The organism is Corynebacterium sp. HMSC073H12 (assembly GCF_001837775.1).
In the GTDB taxonomy this organism is placed as follows: Bacteria; Actinomycetota; Actinomycetes; order Mycobacteriales; family Mycobacteriaceae; genus Corynebacterium; species Corynebacterium amycolatum.
This window is the reverse complement of the sequence record NZ_KV834033.1, coordinates 31,427-51,657: the sequence shown is the minus strand read 5'-3', so window position 1 is coordinate 51,657 and position 20,231 is coordinate 31,427. Positions and strand designations below refer to the sequence as shown.

16 protein-coding genes and 1 pseudogene are annotated in these 20,231 nt (G+C 55.7%); 12 read left to right on the top strand and 5 right to left on the bottom strand.

Annotated elements, in window-relative coordinates:
- The first annotated feature begins 729 nt into the window (after positions 1-729).
- The 7 genes and pseudogenes from HMPREF2708_RS11385 (at position 730) to HMPREF2708_RS03940 (ending at position 12,959) form a co-directional block, all read left to right on the top strand.
- The gene (locus tag HMPREF2708_RS11385; protein ID WP_070832627.1) at positions 730-3,657 is read left to right on the top strand and encodes a VaFE repeat-containing surface-anchored protein; all 2,928 of its coding nucleotides are present in this window, start codon (positions 730-732) and stop codon (positions 3,655-3,657) included.
- A 9-nt stretch (positions 3,658-3,666) separates the two neighbouring features.
- Positions 3,667-4,428: a class F sortase gene (locus HMPREF2708_RS03965; RefSeq protein ID WP_070832624.1), complete on the top strand. Its 762-nt coding sequence runs from the start codon at positions 3,667-3,669 to the stop codon at positions 4,426-4,428.
- A 154-nt stretch (positions 4,429-4,582) separates the two neighbouring features.
- Complete coding sequence (locus tag HMPREF2708_RS03960; RefSeq protein WP_070832620.1) at positions 4,583-4,942, top strand: hypothetical protein; 360 nt, start codon at positions 4,583-4,585, stop codon at positions 4,940-4,942.
- 667 nt (positions 4,943-5,609) lie between these two features.
- Positions 5,610-7,085 carry a SpaH/EbpB family LPXTG-anchored major pilin gene (locus HMPREF2708_RS03955; protein ID WP_070832615.1) on the top strand — a complete coding sequence of 492 codons (1,476 nt, stop codon included), beginning with the start codon at positions 5,610-5,612 and terminating at the stop codon, positions 7,083-7,085.
- Positions 7,086-7,301: 216 nt separating this feature from the next.
- A pseudogene (locus HMPREF2708_RS03950) lies at positions 7,302-8,121 on the top strand (class C sortase); the annotation flags it as partial.
- Positions 8,122-8,406: 285 nt separating this feature from the next.
- Positions 8,407-9,309, top strand: a complete 903-nt coding sequence (locus HMPREF2708_RS11095) for an isopeptide-forming domain-containing protein (RefSeq protein WP_168168097.1) — start codon at positions 8,407-8,409, stop codon at positions 9,307-9,309.
- Between the two features lie 11 nt (positions 9,310-9,320).
- Positions 9,321-12,959 carry a prealbumin-like fold domain-containing protein gene (locus HMPREF2708_RS03940; RefSeq protein ID WP_246840325.1) on the top strand — a complete coding sequence of 1,213 codons (3,639 nt, stop codon included), beginning with the start codon at positions 9,321-9,323 and terminating at the stop codon, positions 12,957-12,959.
- 202 nt (positions 12,960-13,161) lie between these two features.
- Here HMPREF2708_RS03940 and HMPREF2708_RS03935 read toward each other — a convergent pair whose 3' ends face one another.
- Positions 13,162-13,794: a trypsin-like serine protease gene (locus tag HMPREF2708_RS03935; RefSeq protein ID WP_070832607.1), complete on the bottom strand. Its 633-nt coding sequence runs from the start codon at positions 13,792-13,794 to the stop codon at positions 13,162-13,164.
- Between the two features lie 211 nt (positions 13,795-14,005).
- The gene (locus HMPREF2708_RS11090; RefSeq protein WP_168168096.1) at positions 14,006-14,164 is read right to left on the bottom strand and encodes a hypothetical protein; all 159 of its coding nucleotides are present in this window, start codon (positions 14,162-14,164) and stop codon (positions 14,006-14,008) included.
- A gap of 325 nt (positions 14,165-14,489) precedes the next feature.
- Here HMPREF2708_RS11090 and HMPREF2708_RS03930 point away from each other — a divergent pair, with 325 nt between their 5' ends.
- From HMPREF2708_RS03930 to HMPREF2708_RS03910, 5 genes are all read left to right on the top strand, one after another.
- A complete protein-coding gene (locus HMPREF2708_RS03930; protein ID WP_016421902.1) occupies positions 14,490-15,017 on the top strand; it encodes an Asp23/Gls24 family envelope stress response protein in 528 nt (175 codons plus the stop codon).
- 65 nt (positions 15,018-15,082) lie between these two features.
- The gene (locus HMPREF2708_RS03925; RefSeq protein ID WP_005511694.1) at positions 15,083-15,280 is read left to right on the top strand and encodes a hypothetical protein; all 198 of its coding nucleotides are present in this window, start codon (positions 15,083-15,085) and stop codon (positions 15,278-15,280) included.
- Positions 15,277-16,332: a hypothetical protein gene (locus HMPREF2708_RS03920; RefSeq protein WP_070832604.1), complete on the top strand. Its 1,056-nt coding sequence runs from the start codon at positions 15,277-15,279 to the stop codon at positions 16,330-16,332. Before HMPREF2708_RS03925 ends, HMPREF2708_RS03920 begins: the two co-directional genes overlap by 4 nt.
- On the top strand, positions 16,319-16,774 hold the full coding sequence (locus HMPREF2708_RS03915; protein WP_070832601.1) for a hypothetical protein: 456 nt from the start codon (positions 16,319-16,321) through the stop codon (positions 16,772-16,774). The genes HMPREF2708_RS03920 and HMPREF2708_RS03915 overlap by 14 nt, the downstream gene beginning before the upstream one ends.
- Complete coding sequence (locus HMPREF2708_RS03910) at positions 16,771-17,322, top strand: Asp23/Gls24 family envelope stress response protein (RefSeq protein WP_070832598.1); 552 nt, start codon at positions 16,771-16,773, stop codon at positions 17,320-17,322. The genes HMPREF2708_RS03915 and HMPREF2708_RS03910 overlap by 4 nt, the downstream gene beginning before the upstream one ends.
- Before the next feature lie 58 nt (positions 17,323-17,380).
- Here the strand turns inward: HMPREF2708_RS03910 and HMPREF2708_RS03905 are convergent, their stop codons facing one another.
- The 3 genes from HMPREF2708_RS03905 to HMPREF2708_RS03895 all read right to left on the bottom strand — a co-directional run bounded on the left by HMPREF2708_RS03905 (position 17,381) and on the right by HMPREF2708_RS03895 (position 20,222).
- The gene (locus HMPREF2708_RS03905; protein ID WP_070832595.1) at positions 17,381-17,959 is read right to left on the bottom strand and encodes an RNA polymerase sigma factor; all 579 of its coding nucleotides are present in this window, start codon (positions 17,957-17,959) and stop codon (positions 17,381-17,383) included.
- A gap of 108 nt (positions 17,960-18,067) precedes the next feature.
- Entirely contained in the window at positions 18,068-19,498 is a 1,431-nt protein-coding gene (locus HMPREF2708_RS03900) for an ABC transporter permease (protein ID WP_070832592.1), read from the bottom strand.
- The gene (locus HMPREF2708_RS03895) at positions 19,485-20,222 is read right to left on the bottom strand and encodes an ABC transporter ATP-binding protein (RefSeq protein ID WP_070832589.1); all 738 of its coding nucleotides are present in this window, start codon (positions 20,220-20,222) and stop codon (positions 19,485-19,487) included. Before HMPREF2708_RS03895 ends, HMPREF2708_RS03900 begins: the two co-directional genes overlap by 14 nt.
- Between the last annotated feature and the right edge of the window lie 9 nt (positions 20,223-20,231).

The following is a 20,231-nucleotide window of genomic DNA, read 5'->3' as shown; positions in this document are numbered from 1 at the left end:
TCATAAACTCGCACAGTTTCACATTTGCAGTCCCCTATTCAGTCGCGTTTTACATAACGTGATCTGTTGGAATGCCATGAATCAGACCCACTTTTGTCTATTAACCGCGGATGGAGAGGACTGGGGCGGAGAGGCGATTATTTATGCAGCTGCAATTAGCACACAATTATGTGGCTTATTAAATGATGCCCGGGGATTCTTTTGCAAATAGTCTTGAGATGTTATTTTTGCTCTTAGGGATTTATTGGGTCGCATTTTCATTAGGTGGGGGTGAGGTGTTGGCTGTGCCGTAACTCACAATTATGAAAATCGTGACATGGGAGACATTCTAACCCAAATTAATGGGTGGGGATTCATTGAAAAAACTTCATATGCGCAGGTTAATGGTGATTTTATGGGTTGAATGGCTAGGTGTCATGGAGAAAAGTGGAACTTTGGCATGTGTGTGGTATCCAAATGTCTACCCCAGAAAAAATATGTAAACAACAATTATTGCTATTGAAATAAATGACAAGAGGGGTGTCAATTAAATGGCTCAACAAACATAAAATGTATTTGTTATATTCAGGGGTGGCCAACGCTATAAATGAGAATTAGAAGGCGATGTCAACTGGGCTACCTGTGATGGGGGCTGGAGACGCTTATGCGTGGTCATTGATTGTTAATTGAAGGCTGGAAAGGTAGCGAAAGGTGTATAACGCACTGAAATCGAAGGAAGGGGGAGGGCTCATGTTCGGTCGTTTTACAAACGAGAAGCGCTGGTTGGCGCTTTTTAGCTTCGTGGCTGTGCTCGCTCTTTTCTTCGCTAAATCTCCGATACTTGCGCATGCGCAGGAGCCAGAGGACACTGGCGAAACCCTGACGATTCAGAAGATTTTGAGTGTTCCTGGAACCGTTGAGGGTGTTGAAGCCAATGGAAATGTCCGTAATTTTGGGCCACTCATTGCGGCATTTGACGAGGCTGCAACTCCATTTGGTAGCCACAAAATGGGTTACTGCATTGAGGCCAGCGTCGCCGGTGATCTGTATGACACCGGTCGTGTGCAGAACTTCAGTCAGTTCTCGCGCAGTACAGATACCAATAACAAGCTTCGGAACGACTTTGACCGATACCGGAAGCTCAACTGGATTGCGCACCACGGTTCTCCAGCTGTTGGTTTGGATGAACTGGGGAAGGCAGCTGGAGTTAAAGGCCGTCTGAATGTGCTGGATGCCAATAACGCAACTCAATTCGCTCTGTGGCACTTCTCCGATGACATTGACTTCTCCAAGGGCATTCACAACCCATCGACGAAGGCTGTCTACGACTACCTCACTGGTCCGGCTAACGTCGGTCAGGGCACCGTCGATGGTACGAACCGCACTGGCTACATTTTCAACAATGGTAAGAAGCAAGACATCATTGTGATTGACAATGTCACGCCGTCTTCCGGTGAGGTTCCGGCTGAACCGACGAAGCCGTCTGAGCCAGAAAAGCCGACCGAACCGGAGAAGCCAACTACTCCGACCACTCCTGCGGAGACCACGACCCCATCCGAGTCGACCAAGCCGTCCGAGCCGGAGAAGCCGACCACGCTTAAGCCGTCGATCTCCACTCAGGCTCGCCTGAACGGCAACAAGATTGTTGCGGGCGCTGTAGTTAAGGACATCGTGAAGTTCACCGACCTGGTGCCGGGTAAGAACTACCGCCTGGACGCCACTCTGGTGGACAAGACCAATGCCGATCGCGTCTTGGGCACCGGCAGCGTCGAGTTCACTCCGGAGACCTCTTCGGGTGAGCAGGCTGTCATGATTACCGTCTCCGATGATGTGGATGAGCCGGTTTCCGCTGCTGTTGCATTTGAAAAGCTGACCTCGACAGAGGTCACCGCCGATGGCCAGGACAACACCGATGGTCAGCCGGTAGAAATCGCCTCCCACGAGGACATTAACGACGCAGCTCAGACCGTTCACGGCGAAAAGCCGGAACAGCCGACGACCTCCGAAGAGACCCCGACGAGCGAGGAGACAACCGAGGAAACAACGGAGCCGTCGTCCAGCGAGACCGCTACTTCTGAGACCAGTGAGTCTGAGGCTCCGACGACGTCGGAAAGCGAAGAGCAGTCGAGCTCTTCGACGACTACTCCTAACGCCTCCGAGTCCACGAAGCCGGCTGCCCCGACGGAGCCGACCGAGCCGACTGACAGCACTGAGTCGCAGACCACGGAGCCGACCGAGCCGACTGAGACCACCGAACCGTCTAAGCCGAGCGAGCCCGCTGATACGCCGCTGAAGCCGGAGCTGCGCACGGTAGCGGAGCTCCAGGGCAACCGCATTGAGGCCAACGCCAAGGTTGTTGACACCGTACATTTCGAGGGGTTGGTGCCTGGTAAGAACTACACCCTCTCCGGTGAACTGGTTAACAAGGCTGATGGCTCTGTCATCGGTCATGGCGAGGCGACGTTCAAGCCGACGTCGGCAAGCGGTACTGTGACTGTCACTCTCGAGGTGTCTGATTCTGTTAAGACTCCTGTCGCTGAGGCCGTCGTATTCGAACACCTGACCTCTGATGAGGTCGACTCGACTGGTAAGGAAAGCGCTGGCCAGGTCAATGAGATCGCGGACCACGCAGATATTAACGACGCAAGCCAGACCGTGACTGGCGACGTTCCGGAGAAGCCGGAAGACACCCCGACCGAGGAAAGCGAAACTCCGTCCGAGGAGACGACCGCACCGGAGACCAGCTCGACTGAGCCGACCACTTCCACGGTTCCGGCAACGCCTAGCGACGATGAGCCGTCCGAACAGCCGGAGACGACACAGCCGGAAGAGCCGTCTGAGACGACAACTCCGTCTAAGTCCGAGTCCGAGAAGCCGAGCACGCCGTCCAAGCCGAGTAAGCCGACCAAGCCTGCTCAGCCGGAGAAGCCGAGTAAGCCGTCCAAGCCTGCTCACCCGGAGAAGCCGTCCAAGCCTGCTCACCCGGAGAAGCCGAGCAAGCCTGCTCAGCCGAATCATCCAAGCACTCCAGCGCAGTCTGAGGACAACCCATCCATCACGACTACTGCCGGTATTGCCGGCAAGGGTCTGGTTGAGAAGGGCGCTGTCGTCATCGACACCGTGCACTTCACCGGTCTGAAGCCGGGTACGAAGTACACCCTGACCGGTGAGCTGATGTGCAAGGAGACGGGCAAGTCCACTGGCGCTAGGAGCCGCCTGCACTTTGTGCCGACGGCATCCGCAGGCACGGTTGATGTTCCGATCATCATTACTGACGGCGACTGCGCTTCTCAGGTTGCCTTCGAGACTCTGACCGATGTCAATGGCAAGGAAGTTGCTGTTCACAAGGACATCAACTCTGCGGAGCAGACTGTCACGAACGGCAAGGCCCCGGAGAACACGCCATCTGAGCAGCCGAAGGATAAGGGCGAGCAGAACACGCCTAACGACGATTCCTCTGCACCTACCAGCGAAGCTGCCACCCCGAACACTGTAATTAATCAGCATTCGGAGCAGAACAACACCAACGTCACCATCATCGGTGGAACTGGCCAGGCTAAGCAGAAGAACCACGGAAAGCCGTTGGCGCCGAACTCGGAACGACGTGCAATTAGTTCGGTTCCGTCTGGCCCGACCGGTTTGGCTACTCACGCTCTGCCGACGGTAGCCACGAACTAAGGAGATTCCATGACTGATCAGTTTGGCTCGGACGAAACCGGCAAGGAACCTGGAAACACACCAGGATTCGAACCGGAAACCGAAACCGAAACCGGCGCACGGGAGCACGTTGATCCATTTGACCAGGACGAAGACCAGGCCGATGGCCAAGTCGAAGACCTGCAGGACGTGCCTTGGTGGAAGCAGCCAAGGGTGTATATCGCCGCTATCGCATTAATTGGCGTTATCGCTCTGCTGGTGATTGCCCAACTGCACCGCAATGATTCGGCACTCGAAGGTGCGCAGGAGAATCTGCCTACTCCAGCACAGGGTTCTCGGGGAGCTGTGCACGAGATGGAGATGCTCATTGATGGTAAGTCGGCTCCGATTGATTTCGTTCAGCTGACTGATCAGGGATCTCTGATTCCACCGACCGATGTTTCGCGCCTTGGCTGGTATTCCGCCTCCGCGATTCCCGGTGAAAAAGGTGCTGCTGGATCGTCCGTCATTACCGGTCACGTCAATGAGGTGAATCAGGGTGATGGTTACGCTGCACGATTCGCTGACCTGAAGGCTGGTGACACCGTCACGGTGAAGGTGGATGGCGAAAGCCGAGACTTCACCGTCAGCAAGAATCCGATCCAGGTGGTCAAGGGCGCTCAGATGCCCGAGGTTGTCAACGATGCAGTTGGTGAGAACCGCTTGGTCCTCATTACCTGTGGGGGCGAGTTCGTCGGCGGCACTTTGGGTTACGCCGACAACATCATCGTCGAGGCCACTCCAGTGCGCTAGATCAGCGCACTAGGGCGCAGCCTCAACTAATTGACCAATTTCATTGGCTGCGGCTGTTGAACGCCGTCGAACAACGGCGGCGCCGGGAGTCGCAGAAAAACACAGAACAAATCTGCAGAAACCCTGCAGAAACACAGAAGATAAGGAAGTACCTATGAGCATGTTGAAGAAAATCGGTGTCTGGAGCGTGGGAGCACTCGTGCTTGCAGCTCCGGTTGTTACTGCCGCACAGGCGGTAGCCGCACCTGCAAACTCCGCTGACACTGCAGTTGTCGCTCCGGGCAAGGGTGGGTTCCTCCACTCCGGCAAGCTGGCCGTCAATCGCTACGTCTTCGAGCTCGAGCATCGCGATGGCAAGGACTACGTCAACATCACCTTCACCGGCGATCACAGCGCTGATGTGCAGATCATGCCGGATGGCACGACCCCTGAGGGTAAGAAGAAGGTCGATCAGATCGGTAACGTCCTCAAGCTCAACGGCTACAACGATGTTCACTACTGGGCGGTTCTCTAAACGTCCCTTGTGACGCCACAGCGCGCCTCGTGACGGTTTCTGTCTCTGTGCTTTTACAGGTCCTAGCACAGGGCGGTGCGTCGCGGGGCGTTTTGCTTCAAACGTTTGGCTTTCGCTTGACGACGTTGTTGTGACAGTAAACACGAGAAGGTTGATAAGGACTCATTTTCCAGGTGTGTGCTGTGGCGATAATGGTTACGCATAGGAGCCATCGCTATGGTGCATTTGACTACCCCCATTTTTGGGTGTGTTTGATTGTGTGGGAAATTGGGAGGATTTTCGGGGGTGAATGGAAAATCGCTGTGACCTCGATAGAAGGATATTTATATTCGACAGTTCTTATGTTTGCATAGGTTTCTTAGATGCTTGGTTCGGCGGTGTGTATCCGGCAAGTATCGGCTGGAAGTGAAACGAGTTAAGTTATTTATAAGCGGTTCACTGAGCGTTGTTAACCGAACGAGCAATGGGCTTGGGCTGCAATGTTTCGACCAGTAAACATTAAAGTTCATAACGCTTAGGCTTAAAAGGTTAGACAGGCTGGTCTTTTTCTTAAGGAAAATCTCAGTTTTGGCAAGTCGGGGAACGATGGTGTCGCCGTCTGGAGTGAATCGCGAGACGTATTGAAGCGTGTCGCTTCATTTTGGACTTCTGTAAAGGACCTGTTTTCGTGAATAAGTTCTCTCGTACCGCCCGCTCGGTAACCTTCGCTGCCATCGTCGGTCTGTCTATGGGCGTCTCCGCCCCGGCTGCAATCGCTCAGCCTGAAGGTCCTGCTGTTGAGCAGGGGGCTGTCAATAAGGCAAACATCGATTTCAACAAGAAGGGTTCGATCACCCTCCACAAGAAGAAGGGTGCTGAGTCGAGCACTGCGGCTACCGGCCAGGAGATGGAAGGTGTACCGGGCGAGCCGCTCGCTGGTGTGACCTACAAGATCACCAAGCTGGATTACGACCTGCAGAATGGTGACTGGTCGACCTTCCCGAAGAACGCTGCCGATGCAAAGGGCCACGAGACCGGCACGACGTTTGAGCAGACCACGGGTGCCGATGGCAAGGTGTCCTTCGAAAACCTGGAGCTGGGTATCTACCTGGTCGAGGAAACGAACGCTCCGGCTGGCATCGTAGCTGGTGCTCCGTTCATCGTCTCGGTTCCGATGGTCAATGAAGCCTCTGATGCATGGAACTACGACGTCGTTGCTTACCCGAAGAACACGGAGACCAAGACCGAGAAGACCGTCAAGGATGCAGATAAGCACATCCAGGACGCATACACCTACACCATTAACGCTGACGCTCCGACCTGGGGTGAGGGCAAGAGCCTGACTGCTTTCCGTTTCGAGGATCAGCTGGATCAGCGTCTGGACTTCCAGCAGGTTACCGAGGTCAAGGCTGGTGACGAGGTTCTGGTTGAGGGGGACTACACGGTCAACAATCCGGCTGAGAACGGAAACAAGCTCGTCGTCACGCTGACCGAGCAGGGTCTGGCCAAGGTTAAGTCGGGCGCCAAGATGTCCCTGACCTTCGAGGTCAAGCGCAAGGAGGTTGGTGACACCACTGAGCTGAAGAACCAGGCCGACGTCATCTTCAACAACCCGAATACCGGTAACGAGGTCACGAACAAGACCAATGAGGTCGTGACCTACCACGGCAAGCTGAAGGTTGTGAAGAAGGACGGCAAGGAGGCCGGTAAGGTCCTGGAAGGTGCTGAGTTCGAGCTCTACCAGTGCACCTCGGCAACTGAGCTGGGTGAAAACCCGTTGACAGTAAACGGTGCGGACAAGTGGACTACCGGCGCTGACGGTACTTTCACCATTGATGGTCTGCACCTGACTGACTTCGAGGATAACAAGGAAGTCGCTCCGGTAACCAAGAAGTTCTGCCTGAAGGAGACCAAGGCGCCGGCTGGCTACGCACTGCCGGAGAATGCCGTCACCGAGATTGAGTTCACTCGCGACAACGTAAAGGCAACCGGTGAGCTCGAGGGTGACGATGAGGTCACTTTGGTTTCTGAGATTGAGAACATCAAGCAGGACACCCCGAACCTGCCGATGACTGGTGGTGCCGGTGTCGGCATCCTGGCTGCCATCGGTGCAGCTATCGTCGCAGCTGGTGCATGGTTCGCTCGCCGCGGATCGAAGAACTAAACCCGAGTATGTACTCGGTGCCTTAGAGCAACTATCACTCTAAGGACGGTGAAGCAGGGTACGCGTTGTGTACCCTGCTTTGCCTAGCGCACTGTGGTCAGTGCGCTGCTGTTGTGATTGATTTTGGTTGTCTGCGCAGTGGCAATTGGCGGCGGGTTTGGTGTATCTGGCTGTTGAAGGCTGTGCGTATTTAGGAATCTTTTGGGGAGTTGTCCCGTGGAACAGTCGTCTGCTTCGGTAGTCGAGCTGGATGCTAGCCAGCAATCAGAAAAACCGGCCCGTAAGAGCCTTACGCTGCCCGCAATTATCGTTGTAATCGGCTTGTTGGTCATGCTGTACCCCGTGGTGTCGACAGCATGGAACAACATGAATGCGTCACGTGCCGCGCGAGCGTATGCGCAGTTGGATAAAGATATTCCACAAGATGTGAAGAACACACAGTGGGAACGTGCGCATGCGTACAACGAGGGTCGCGATACCGGCCCAATCCTGGACCCGTGGTTGAACCGCATCCATGCGGATAATCCTGAGTACGCAGAGTACTTAAATCAACTAAATGAGACCGAAGCGATGGCTCGGTTCATTTTCCCATCCATCAATGTAGATCTGCCTGTACTGCATGGAACCTCGGATGAGACCCTGCAACGTGGTCTAGGTCATTTGTATGGATCTGATTTGCCGGTCGGCGGCGTCGGAACGCATTCGATTATCACTGGACACACTGGTCTGTCGAACTCAACAATGTTCGACCATTTAACTAAAGCCCGTGAAGGTGACGCCTTTTATATTCAGGTGTCCGGTCACCGGCTTAAGTATGTAGTCGATCAAATTAAGGTCGTTCTGCCACACGAAACTGACGACTTAAGGCCTGTGCCCAATCAGGACTACGTCACGCTTATTACATGTACCCCCTATGGCATTAACACCCACAGGCTTTTGGTGCGTGGCCATCAAGTGCCGCTGAATGAAGCGGATGATGAAGTTTTCAGTCAGACCCACGGTGCAGGTTGGCAGTGGTGGATGTACACCTTGCTTGTAGTCGTGCTTGTGCTTGGCACCGCTTTTGCCTGGTGGGTATGGCGTCAACGCCAGCTGGAAGATACTGACGACGCCTTCGGCGAAGACAATCACGACGGCGACATGGCCGAAGATTCCTTTGATAACTATGACGGCAATCAGGTGGACGAGAGCGTTACTAGCCACCGAGCTGGCGGTCGCCACAGGCGCACGAGAAAGCGAACTGAAAAATCGGATCCGTCGCAGCCGCGATCAGCTTCCGAACAAGACGGAGACGATGAAGATCGCTGGTGGGAGCATGACAATGATTAATAATCGTAATAATCGGCTGAACAGCGTGGTTGCAGGAACCATTGCGCTTGCTTTCACCTGTGCTGGCCTTGGGACAGGTGCGGGTATCGCGCAGGCGGTCCCTGTCGCAGGCCGCGACGGCGTGGCGGGGGTCGAGCAGTCTGTTGGCACGAATGTGCTGAAGATTCGTTTGACCAAGGGAAACCCCGATGATGACGGTCAGACTGTCGCAGGTTCCGTTGAGGGAGTGACCATTCACCTAGACCGGTTGGAGGGGATTGACCCCAAAAATCCAGCGGATATGAAGCGAGTGGAATCGGCCAGCCTTGACGAAATCCAAAAATGGAACAAGGACTTAAACCTTTCCAAGGTGACAGATGCTAACGGCGAGGTTCAGTTTTCCGGGCTTGTCGACGGCATCTATCTTGTGACCTCAAGTGCACCGGACGGTAACTACCGTGAAATCAACGCTTTCCTGGTCGCAGTACCTTTCCACACAGTGACGGAAGACCCCAACCCGGTTGAAGGCGTCATTGTGGCGAAGTCGCATACGCCGGGTAAAACTCCACCACCGACGACGCCTCCGACAACTCCACCTAAGACACCGCCGACGACGCCACCTAAGACACCGCCGACGACTCCGCCGGACACACCTCCGACGACGCCGGAGGATGGAACGACTACTCCAGCGACAACGCCTACTACTACGCCCACCAAACCTCCGAAGAAACCGGTTGGCGAATCGGCGTCAGGTTCAAGTCAAGGCCAGTCTTCATCGTCAGGGACATCAGGTTCTCTGGCGCTGACAGGTGTGCAGGTTGCTGGATTGGTGGCGGCAGCTGCCGCATTAATTGGTGCGGGCTTCATCATTATTGCGGTGAGCAGGAAGAAAGATAAAGGAAGTGAGGGACGCTAATGTCCTGGACAATGTTTAGCAAGCCAAAATCCGCGCGGCGAAATATGCGCGTGATGGCATCGGTCGCTGCGGCGCTGACCCTCACTTTCGGTGTTGTCATGCCAGCAGGCATGCCAGAGGTGGCTGGCGTTGTAGCGGAAGCACAGACCACTGACATCGGTGTGGCGTTGACTTCAGGCGACCAGTTAACCGTTACCAGCGGTGATACTGCGAAGTTTGAAGGAAAATTTGCCAGTGATGCAACTCTCAGCGGGCTGGAGATTACCGCAGATAGTGCCTCTGATTTGGAGTTTGCCGATGGCAAGTATTCGTTGACCGTCAATGGTAAAAAGATTGCTCTCCGTGAGGGAGACAATCTAGGGGTCGATGTTTCTTCGAATGCTGTGAAGTTCAACATTACGGGGTTGAACTCTAAGGTCACCGATGGGGCAACGTTTGTTTTTGAGACCCCTGAAATTTCGAGTGGCGCTATTTTCAGCAATACTTCGGTAGCAGCATTAGGCGAGATTGCTCAGAGTTCGGAAGCCCCTAAGCCAGATAATTCGGAGTCCGCTGAACCAGCCGAGTCTTCTAGCGCGATCGAGCAGGAAGATACCTCTGTTGCGACTGATGCACCCGATGTTCCGGGAGCGGAGGCCGGTGAACCACCGCTTGAGGTGTCAGAGCCCTCCCCTGAAGATCCGGTAGCAGCACCTCGTGCTGCACAACCGCAGCGTGCGCCACAGAGGATGGCGGCACCTGCGGCAGCCAATGCTGCCTATAGCTTTAGGATCGACAAGAACAACGGAGATACGAACGGTAGTGGGTATGTAAACAAAGGCAGCCGCTTCATACCCAGCTTCGTAATTCCCGCAGACCAGTTGTCGAATGGGACGATTACTCTCCCCAAAGACACGGAAGTCATTCTTGAAACGAACATTGATAGTTACATGTCTAAGGACTCGGCAGACATGATTGTTTACTACACGGGTACGAATGGAGGATGGTACGAGACCAAAGCTACGTACAAAAGAATCAACAATAAGAAGTACCAGGTAATCCTGCCACAGATCTCGATTGGCGGTCCTGCGCAGATTCAGTTTATGGGGCTGCATCGTGGTCCGGCCAACACCGTGTATTCGGCGACGTTCAACCTTCCCACGCCACCGCCAATTCCGAAGTGCGAAAATCCGACCCCCGAGACGGAAGTAGTGGGCAAGGCTACGCCGCGTCAGCTGACGGCTGAAGAGTTTGCCTACGGCAGTCCGGTGTACGTTGTCACTGGTACGCCGAAAGATCTTAAGCGCGATACCTCGATTTTGAGCCGACAAATTAATCAAGGTAAGGCCTACCAGGAGGTTGGCCGATCGCCGTGGGTGTATAACTCCCTAATGTACGACCCTAATGACAACTGGCTCTACGCAGTAAGTCAGAAGCGTGGTCTGAATGGTGACAACTGCTATCCAGCAGGTAATCTGCTTCAGATTGATCCCGGAACCGGTCAAGTCCACAACCTAGGTCCGATTAAGAAACCGGGAACGCAAACCAGCGCATTTGAAACTGCAGGCGACCGTGACTTCTCGAACGCGGGTGTCTGGACCGAAAACGGTTACTTTGTGGCAAATGCATCAACATCCGGTAGCCGTAAGTTCTACCGTGTGAACACGGATAATTCCACAGCAGAGCGGGTATTCGGGAACCAAATCTCATTTGCGGAGGACTGGGCAGTACTCCCCGACGCACCACGGTACATGTGGGGCTTCCAGAGTAAGGCCGGTTCGAAGGATAGGGTGATTCTGGAGCGCATCGACACTGCAACAGGACAAATCTCTACCTGGGATTTGACTAATTTGACCACGCTTGATGGGCGCCGAATTGTGTTTTCGTCGGCATCGTGGGGTAAGGCTTGGACTTACTCAAACGGAAACCTAGGTTTCGGCGCGGGTAGTGACCAGGCTGGTCAAAATGGCTTTGAGCTAAAGATTGATAATCCTTCTTCCAGCCAGCCGACCTTTGAATTGGTTAACATTCTGAATAATCTTCCGGATTCGTTCAATACTGATGCGGCCTCTAGCCTGGTGGCACCTCCGCCAGAGTTTCAGTCGAACCTTGCTGTGAAGAAGCTCCGCTCGAAGACGGAAATTATCAATGGTGTTCCACGGACTTTCTGGACGATTACGGTAGAAAATACGAGTGATCATCCGAGTTCCGGTGGCACCTTCTACGAGTACCTTCCAACAGATACTCACTACGGTGTAAACGCTAAGGAGCCGACTGCGAAGTTCGAGGGTTTTGGTCCTGGATCTACGTTGGTTAACGGACGTAAGCCTGGCCCAGACCAGATTGGTGTCGGCAGCGGCATTTTGGCAGGTATGAATGCGCAAGGATCATCCGGCGGCGAAGGAAAATACATGACCGGCTATGTCGGTACGGTTCCTGGCCATGCGAAGGTTGAATTCGTTGTATCTGCTCCAGTGCGTACAGATGAACACGGCAACCTGAAGACAGTCTGTAGCCCCAACCGAGTGAAGCTCGTCGCAACGGACTCCGAGTCGGGTCCGGGTGACGCAGATAATGTCTCCACCGAAGCTTGTGTAGACAAGGTTGCGGTAGATACAGAACCGCAGCCGGTACCGGGCACGCAGAATGAATTTACTGCAAGGTACAACGTGGTCGTGGAGTACCCCAAGACTCCGGGATACGAGTCGAACGAAGTCGTCTATGGACAATTGCTAGACACGCCGAAGTTTGTCGGAGCGGCGACCGTCACCGGGGCAACGGTAGTGTTCCGCGACGAATTTAACCGCCTAAGTGAGCCTAGGGAATTCCGAGGCCCAGGTCCGTATGCACTAAATGGCAACAACACTCCGAAGATTACGAAACCAGAAGGTGTTGACGGTAGCACCGGCAAGCATGTCTATGAGGTCACTGTTCGTTTCACTCTCAACGCATCGAAGTTGGATGAAACATCTGTGCCTGAAGGACACCCATCAGAGCCGTCCGGTAACTACCGTTGCTATGAGGAGAATGGTCTCTACGAACCCAGCTTTGGCCTTATGAATGAGGCAGAAATGGGCGGTTGGAAGGATACCGACTGCATTCCGTTGACCCCTCCAGAAAAGAAGATGGGAGTCTTCTTGGAGAAGGTCAGCTACAACCCGGATGCGCCGGATCAGATTCAAACCGGCGGTCTGCTCGACGGTGCAGAGTTTGCAGTTCACCGTGCCGACCCCAATGGTGCGTTGAACTTGAACTCTGACGGAAGTGTCAACCTTGATACAAACCCAGTAGTGCGACAGTCTCAGACAAACACTGCGGGCCGTGTTGAACTCCAGGGCCTGGATGCGCCGGGTGTTTACTACCTGATTGAAACTAAGGCACCGCAGGGTTACAACTTGCTCGTTGAGCCCATTAAGTTCTCCACGGCGTGGGATGAAAAGGGCAATGCGATTATCGAAGTTCTCTCCGGTGGTGGTGTCGCAGTGTCAGGAAACCAGTGCGATAAGACTGGCATTCCAGAGTGTGATTCGAAGGTAGGCATTTTGCAGATTGCCGATGTGACCAAGGGCGAAATGCCTAAGACCGGCGGAAGTGGTGTGGCACTGTGGGCACTGGCTGGTGCTGCTTTGGCAGCAGCCGGAGTCTTCGCAATGCGACGTCGTAACGCCTAAGCGATAGAGATGCCGGAGGGAACCATTTCCCTCTGACGAATCAAGCCCGCTTCTCCTACCAAGTAATCGGTAGGAGAAGCGGGCTTTCGCCTCTGGCTATCGGTGATGGCTTGTTTTCCTCGGTCGGGTGACGTGACCCCAGAGGATGACAAGCTCTACGGAGAAAGAGGAGAATGACAAGCCCTACGTAAACAAAGCCCTCTTACCAGGGTGAATTAGCGGTGATATAGGAGCCAAGCTGCTGTCCGTTCCCATCGATGATGTTCCAGGTAGTCGATACAACACCGACAGCGCCTTTATCCGGAACCCATACTGGCCCTCCGGAATCGCCGCGTTGAGCGTGTACGTTTTGAACCTGTAGAGCGTTGTCCTCGGTTTGGTATGCATCTCGATCAGCGGCTAAACCGCAGGAAACTTTCCCCGTGGTGTTTCCGTAGATGCAGACAGTCTCGCCTGTTTGAACATCTGTGGGGGATAGCATTGAGTCGCCCGAATACGAATTCTCACCTGCAGTAGCGGGGTCGTCAAGCGAGACAACTCCAATATCGTTCCCCGTATCTAGCGAATGGTCATATGTGGGAGACGGTTGGAAAACTCCAATTTTCTGAAAGGTCCCATCCGTCACTGTGTCTCCCTCTTGTCCACAATGACCTGCTGTGTAGATTTGCGAATTGGTCTTGTCGACATAGCCAGCCGTACAGACACTAGCTTGTGGTCCATTAGCGTGAATGATGACAACCGGATCGCCTTGGTTAATGGTGGCGGCGTAGGCCGGTAGTCCGGTTGTAGCGGTGATAACGGCAGTGACAGTGAAAATCCATGAAGGTCTATTCATGGGGAAATCTGCTCCTCAGTGAGTTGGTCGGGGGCGGCCCAAAACAAAGCTAATCTCGTCGGAAAAGATGGAACGTATGCGACCGGGCAGTTCATATACCCGTTTCGTATCGCGAATATAAGGAAATGTATAAAACTATCAGTTAAGGCAGAACCTACGCTCAACTTGGAAATCATGCTCGATAGCGTGACAAAATGGGGTAGAAGAAAGGTCAACGACCATCGGGGGAGCGGGCCTGAACAGCAGCCGAGTCGCCGCTGGCACTGTCGCCGTCGTCAAGCGCGGCAGGCAAATCGCGGCGCGCACGGGTTCTGACCGTGGTCGGCATTAACAGACCGCTGAAACGTGGAATCTCGCTGTAAGCTGCCACTCGTTATACAAAGTTGTCGAATTTGTTAGCAAACGGCTGGCACGTGGGGGTTCGTTCGTGATGTCAGAACGGGAAATGAGAGGTCATATCCTGCCGCCAAGCAGGGATAATCTAGAAATTTCAGAGCTCTCCGTGATGCCGGGGAAGAAAAGCACATCAAGTCTGTAATCCAGTTCTCTAAGAGACTTTCATAACGAAATCCCTGCTGGAGGGGCTCTCACGCAGTCATGTACTCCTAGCCGCACTGCAGGTTGCCTGTGGCGGTTATAGCATCGGCATTGTCCAGACATTTCGTCTACAACACTGAGAACAGGAACGGCACATCATGGCTGACAACGCAAAGAACACTGCTAAGAACACCCCGGCAACTCAGGCTGGCTCGGACTCCGCGAATAAGGGAACCGGCCACGGCCACACTTCTATCGACGACAGCGTCGTCTCCAAGATTGCGGGCATCGCTACCCGCGAGGTCTCCGGTGTCTATGACCTTGGTGGTGGCATGGATCGCTTCGCTGGCTCCGTCCGTGAGTTTGTCTCCGGCGGCAGCGCCAACGTGTCCCAGGGAATTGCCGTTGAGGTCGGCGAGCGCCAGGCTGCAGTCGACGTCACCATCATTGCCGAGTACGGCGTTGCCATCCACGAGCTGGCAGAGGCTATCCGCCAGAACGTCATTAGCTCCGTTGAGCGTATGACCGGCCTCGAGGTCACTGAAGTCAATGTCGACGTATCCGATGTTCACACCGACTACCAGACCCCGCAGGAGCGCGAAGAAGAGGCCGCTAAGCAGCGCGAAGAGCAGCGCAAGGCCATCGCAGCTGCTAACGAGCCCAAGGAGCAGCCGCGCGTCCAGTAGTTAACAACTATTGCGCGTCGAGGCCGGGCAGGATGGGCAGTTAAGCCCGTATAAAGGGGAATTTCATGTTCGATAATTACACAAAGACTTTCGCGACGATTGCCGTTGTCCTGTGCTTCGCCGCAATGATTGGTGGTTTCACAGGCTTTCTTGCGGTTATTGCCTTCGGAGGTCTGGCCGGTGCAGCCGGCGCGGTACTCGATGGCAAAATCGATGCGCCCGAGCTCAACCGTAAGTTCAACCGAGGAGGCCGCCGACGGTGACTATCCACGTTCCAGCAACGCGTGGCACCACTGTCGTAAGCGAAAAGGCAATCCGCCGTATCGTAGAGATGGCCGTGCGCACGGTTCCCGGTACGCTCGACCAATCCCGTGTTCTAGGGCGCGACTATCCAATTGTCTCTATCGACAGTGATATTGCTCCTAGTTCTGCCACTACAAACGTCGTTAGTGCAGTTCGAGTCGCAGTTCGCGCTGTCGCATCCTGGCCTGCACCGACAGCGGAGATTGCAGTGCGCATTCGGTCGAGCGTCGCTACCTGGCTCGTCGATATGGCCGGTCTTGAAAATGTCACCGTCGATGTTGACATCGACAGCGTCGAAACCGGGCACGTGCGTGTCACCAGAGAGGACTTGGCGCACTTTTCAGATCACCCGCAGTTGACACCTGTCCGGGTGAACCAGCAGGTAGTGACCGCCCCGCAGGTGCAGCGGGTCCCAGAAGTGCAGTCCATCGCTGTGCCGACGCCGCAGCCGGTACGCAGTATTTCAGTGCCGCAGCCACCGTCAGTGCGCAGCATTACTCCGCCGCGTCCAGAAAGAGTACGCAGTGTCCCAGCGCCTGCCCCACAACCGGTGCGCTCCGTCATAGCGCCGAAGCCGCTACCAGCTGTGACTATTAAGGCACCGAAACCGCAACCGGCCCGTCGCATTGTTGCGCCTCCGCCGCTGCCAGTGGCTCGCACCTCGGCACCGAAGCCGGTACAGGTGCGTCGCACACCAACTCCACGGCCAATACAGCTGCGAAAGGTTACAGCACCAAAGCCGTCGTCCTTGGTACAGGTGAGTGTCCCCCGGCAACCAAAGCTGCGTCCGGTACGAGTGCCGTCGCCACGCACAATTAGTGTCAAAGCGCCACGACCAGTGCTACTCCGGCCGGTCAACGTTCCGCGTCCAACTCGGCTGAAACAAGTTCGTGCGCCCCGACAGGAGCAGCTGCGCCCGGTATCCGTGCCACAACCACGTACCGTGGTGGTAAGTACGCCAGAGCCGCGCCCACTGAAAAAGATTGAGGTGACACCCTATGACGTCGACTGAGAGGTCATCGGCTGCGGTGGTCTCGGACGAGTCAATCGAAACTCGCCAGGGACGTGACCCGCGTCAATCACCAAAGGTCCGCGGGCTGGGAGTTTTCGCCGGTCTGTTGATGATTGCAGCGGCCGTAGTCGCAGGTAGAGACGCAATCATTAGTGCTAATGGCTCGGGTGGCGCCTCATGGTTACAGCCGGTATTCGACTGGTTCAGTAACCCACAGGACTCAGCCGCGTCATGGGTGTTGCTCCTCGTCGGAATCCTCGCTGCAATCTATGGGCTGGGACAGCTCATCGCGGTATTTCTTCCCGCCCCGCGCCGGTATGTACGCGTCGATGACGATGGAAACCTGCCAGTTTGGATGCACAAGTCCGACTACCAAGAACTCCAAAATGGCACGGCACCTGCCTCCGGAGCTCACGGCGGATACGAAGGTGATGACAAGTGAAAACATCAGTAAGCGTATTCGACCGAATTGTGCTGTTCATCTTCTCAGCGCTGTTACTTCTGGTAGCAACATGGGCGATTGCAAGCTACTTCGACGTCGCTCCCGCACAGTGGCTTCATGACACCGGCCGGATGGAATCCTGGGAAAAAATACCTGAGCAAAGCTGGTATGTTCCCGTTCTCGGCGTCGTCACAGCGATCCTAGCAGTGGTCGGCTGCAGCTTGGTGGTCGCTAATCTGCGATCGCACCGGTTCAGCACGGTCGCCGCAGCGGAATCACAGGAAAAACTGGGAGAGATTTCGCTGCCGGTCGCCGATGTTGCCGATGCGGTGTGCGCCGATCTAGAGCGCAACGCCCACATCAACCAGGCGGACTCGCGGGTCTACCGGGATAATGGAATCCCCACCTTAGAAGTGACTGTGGCGATGCCGCCGCAGGCGAGCCTCCCCGCTGTTGTAGCTGCCCTGAAAAACGCGGAGCGCGATATGCGTGATGCCCTCGGACATGCGGATATCGCCTCGACCTACAAAATTGAACTGGACCGTTAGTCAGCTTCGCGGGGAGACAACCTACAACGGCTAGCTAGGTGCCCTAGCCGGGGCGGGCCTAAACAGCTGCAGAGTTGCCGCTGGCGCTGTCGCCGTCGTCAAGCGCGGCAACCAAATCGCGGCGCGCACGAGCGACGCGGGAGCGAATAGTGCCCACGCGACAACCTGCGATTTCCGCGGCCTCCGCGTAGGAGTAACCCAGCACCTGCGTCAGAATGAGTGCCTCGCGGCGTTCTTCCGGCAGCTGCTCCAGCAGCACGCGGGCATCAGCGAGCTCTGACCACGACTCGCCAGTTGTGAACTGCTCGGCAGCGTTTTCCACTTCCATCGCGGACTTCTTCGGGCGTGCCGAATCATGGCGGACCGAATCCACCCACACGCGCCGGGCCAGCGACAACAGCCAGGTGCGGGCAGAAGAACGCGCCGCAAAGCGGGGAAGTGCCCCCATCACGCGCAGGTACGTCTCCTGCGTTAAATCATCCGCAGCATCAACGCCGCCCAGATGTGCGACCAGACGCCACACGTCCTTCTGGGTCAGCCGCACGAACTCCGTCAGCGCAGCCTGATCACCGCGGCCGGCTTTCAGCGCCAGCTGCGTGATGTATTCGTCATTAGAGACGAGGCGTGCGGGAGTCATGGCAATAGCTTAGCAACTTAAAACCTAAAGATAATTCGCCTGGCTGCACGTGGCCTCACCTGCAAAAAGCAGGCGGCAACGCAGCCAGGCGAACTAGGGGCTGAAATGCTAGAAGCGGATGGCGTCGATGGGCTTGACGCGGACTGCGATGGTGGCCGGGATAATACCCGCCAGCGCGCCCACGAACGTTGCGACCAACACGCCGATTACAGCGGCCGTGACGGGGTAGGCCACGGCGCCGGTCTCCAGCGGCAACGCCAGCATCTTATCCAGCGGCAGCTGCTTGACCGTGATGATCGAGGCAATCACGCCAACCACGCCCGCCACCGTCGTGGCGACAATCGACTCCAAGAACACAGAGATAAAAATCCTGCCTGCCGACGCACCCATTGCGCGACGAATACCAATCTCACGGACGCGGTGACCAATGGTGACAATCGAGACCGTGAGCAGCCCCAACGCGCCAAGCGCGATCACAATGCCACCGATAATGCCCAGCGCAGTGGTGATGGTGTTATTCATCTCCTGGGAAATCTCCGTGTCCTTCTCCGACAGGGAAGTATTCACCTTCCAGCTGGGGCCGAGCTCCGCCTGGAAAATGTTGTGCAGCGCCTTCTGGTTCTCCTTCGCGGACTCTTCAGGCGTTGCGACGAGAAGTTGCGGCTCACCCACCTGTCCCTCGTAGCCCGCGTTGAGGAAGGAATCGTAGTGCGTGACAATGCTTGGGGCGTCCCACGAACCCAGAGACTTATACACTCCCACCACGGTGAAAGTAGTGCTACCGGTTTCCTTCAACCTGAAGGTTGGATGATCGGCTAGTGCTGGGTTGCCCAAGGTTTCGTAGAACTGGTCGTTGACGACGACGGGGTTCATCAGTCGCTGCCCATCGGTATCTTCCAAACGGCGTCCCTGCACGATGGTACGGGCGTAGATATCGAACCAACCGGGGTCAGCGGCAATCAGCTCGGGAGTACCTGGCGAAAAACACTCGTAATCATCCGGAGCGCAGTCATCCATATTTTGCTCGGGCGTCGCTGGCTGCATGCGAACTCGCGACCACAAGTTGGCGTGAGTGGTCTCCACCAGGCGGTGAGTGGCGGTGGAAAAGGCATCATTGATAGACCCGTCCGGGTTGATGACGCTCAAATCGTCCGGGCCGTTTCCACCGGTGCCGCCGTCGCCGAAGTCGCCGAAGCTATCGGCCATTGTGCCGGCGCTGCCGTCACCGAAGCCTCCGTCTCCGAAGTCGCCACCATCCTCAGAACCGGAACTACCCGCTCCGGCGGTCAACGTGACCGTTCCGGCGACACCCGTGCTCTGTGCGGTGACCGCATCCTGGGAGCTGGTGAGAATATTGCCAAGTGCAATGACTGTGGTCATCGCCCACACTGCGGCAGCAACACTGACCAGTGACAGCATGATGCGGCCACGGTTAATGCGCAGCTCATGCCACGCTTCCAGCAGAGCGCCGAGATAAGGCGTTGCTGCATAGAGGAAGGAAGGCCGTGACTTCGATTCTGTTTCTTTATTCGTCGTCATCAGCAACCTCCTCCAATTCGTGCATGGCGTTGGCAGCAGATAGCAGGACGGAGTCGGCGTGCAACTGACCGTCGCGAAGCTCAAGTACCCGATCGCCGCGCTCGGCGACCTCTAAATCGTGCGTAATCAGAATCAACGCAGCGTTGTTTTCCGCCGCGACTTCTTCGAGCAGATTCATGACGATCTTGCCGGTGTCGACGTCGAGCGCACCAGTGGGCTCATCGGCAAGAATGAGTTGCGGTTGGCGCACGAGCGCGCGGGCAATAGCCACACGCTGCTGTTCACCGCCGGAAAGCTGGGAAGGCGTGGCCTCTAGACGATCGCCCAGGCCGACGCGCTCCAGCATCGCGGCGGCAAGCTCGGTGCGATTCCAAAACTTCTCGCCCCGGTCGTACATCAGCGGAACCTCGACGTTTTCCAGCGTGGTGCGGGAGGGGAAAAGGTTGAACTGCTGGAAGACGAATCCCAAGTTATCGCCCCGAAGTGCGGCACGTTTCCTGTCCGACAAGGTGGAGATATCAGTGCCGTCGAACGTGTACGTGCCGGAGTCCGGTAAATCGAGCATGCCAATGATGTTGAGCAGCGTTGACTTACCCGAACCTGACTGGCCGACAATGCTGAGGTGCTCACCGCGGGGCACTTCGAGGTCGATGCCTTTCAAAATAGGCAGCTCCTCGCCGTTGGGGAGCGTCACTGTTCGAGTGACTGCGGTCAAACTAAGCATGGCGCGGGC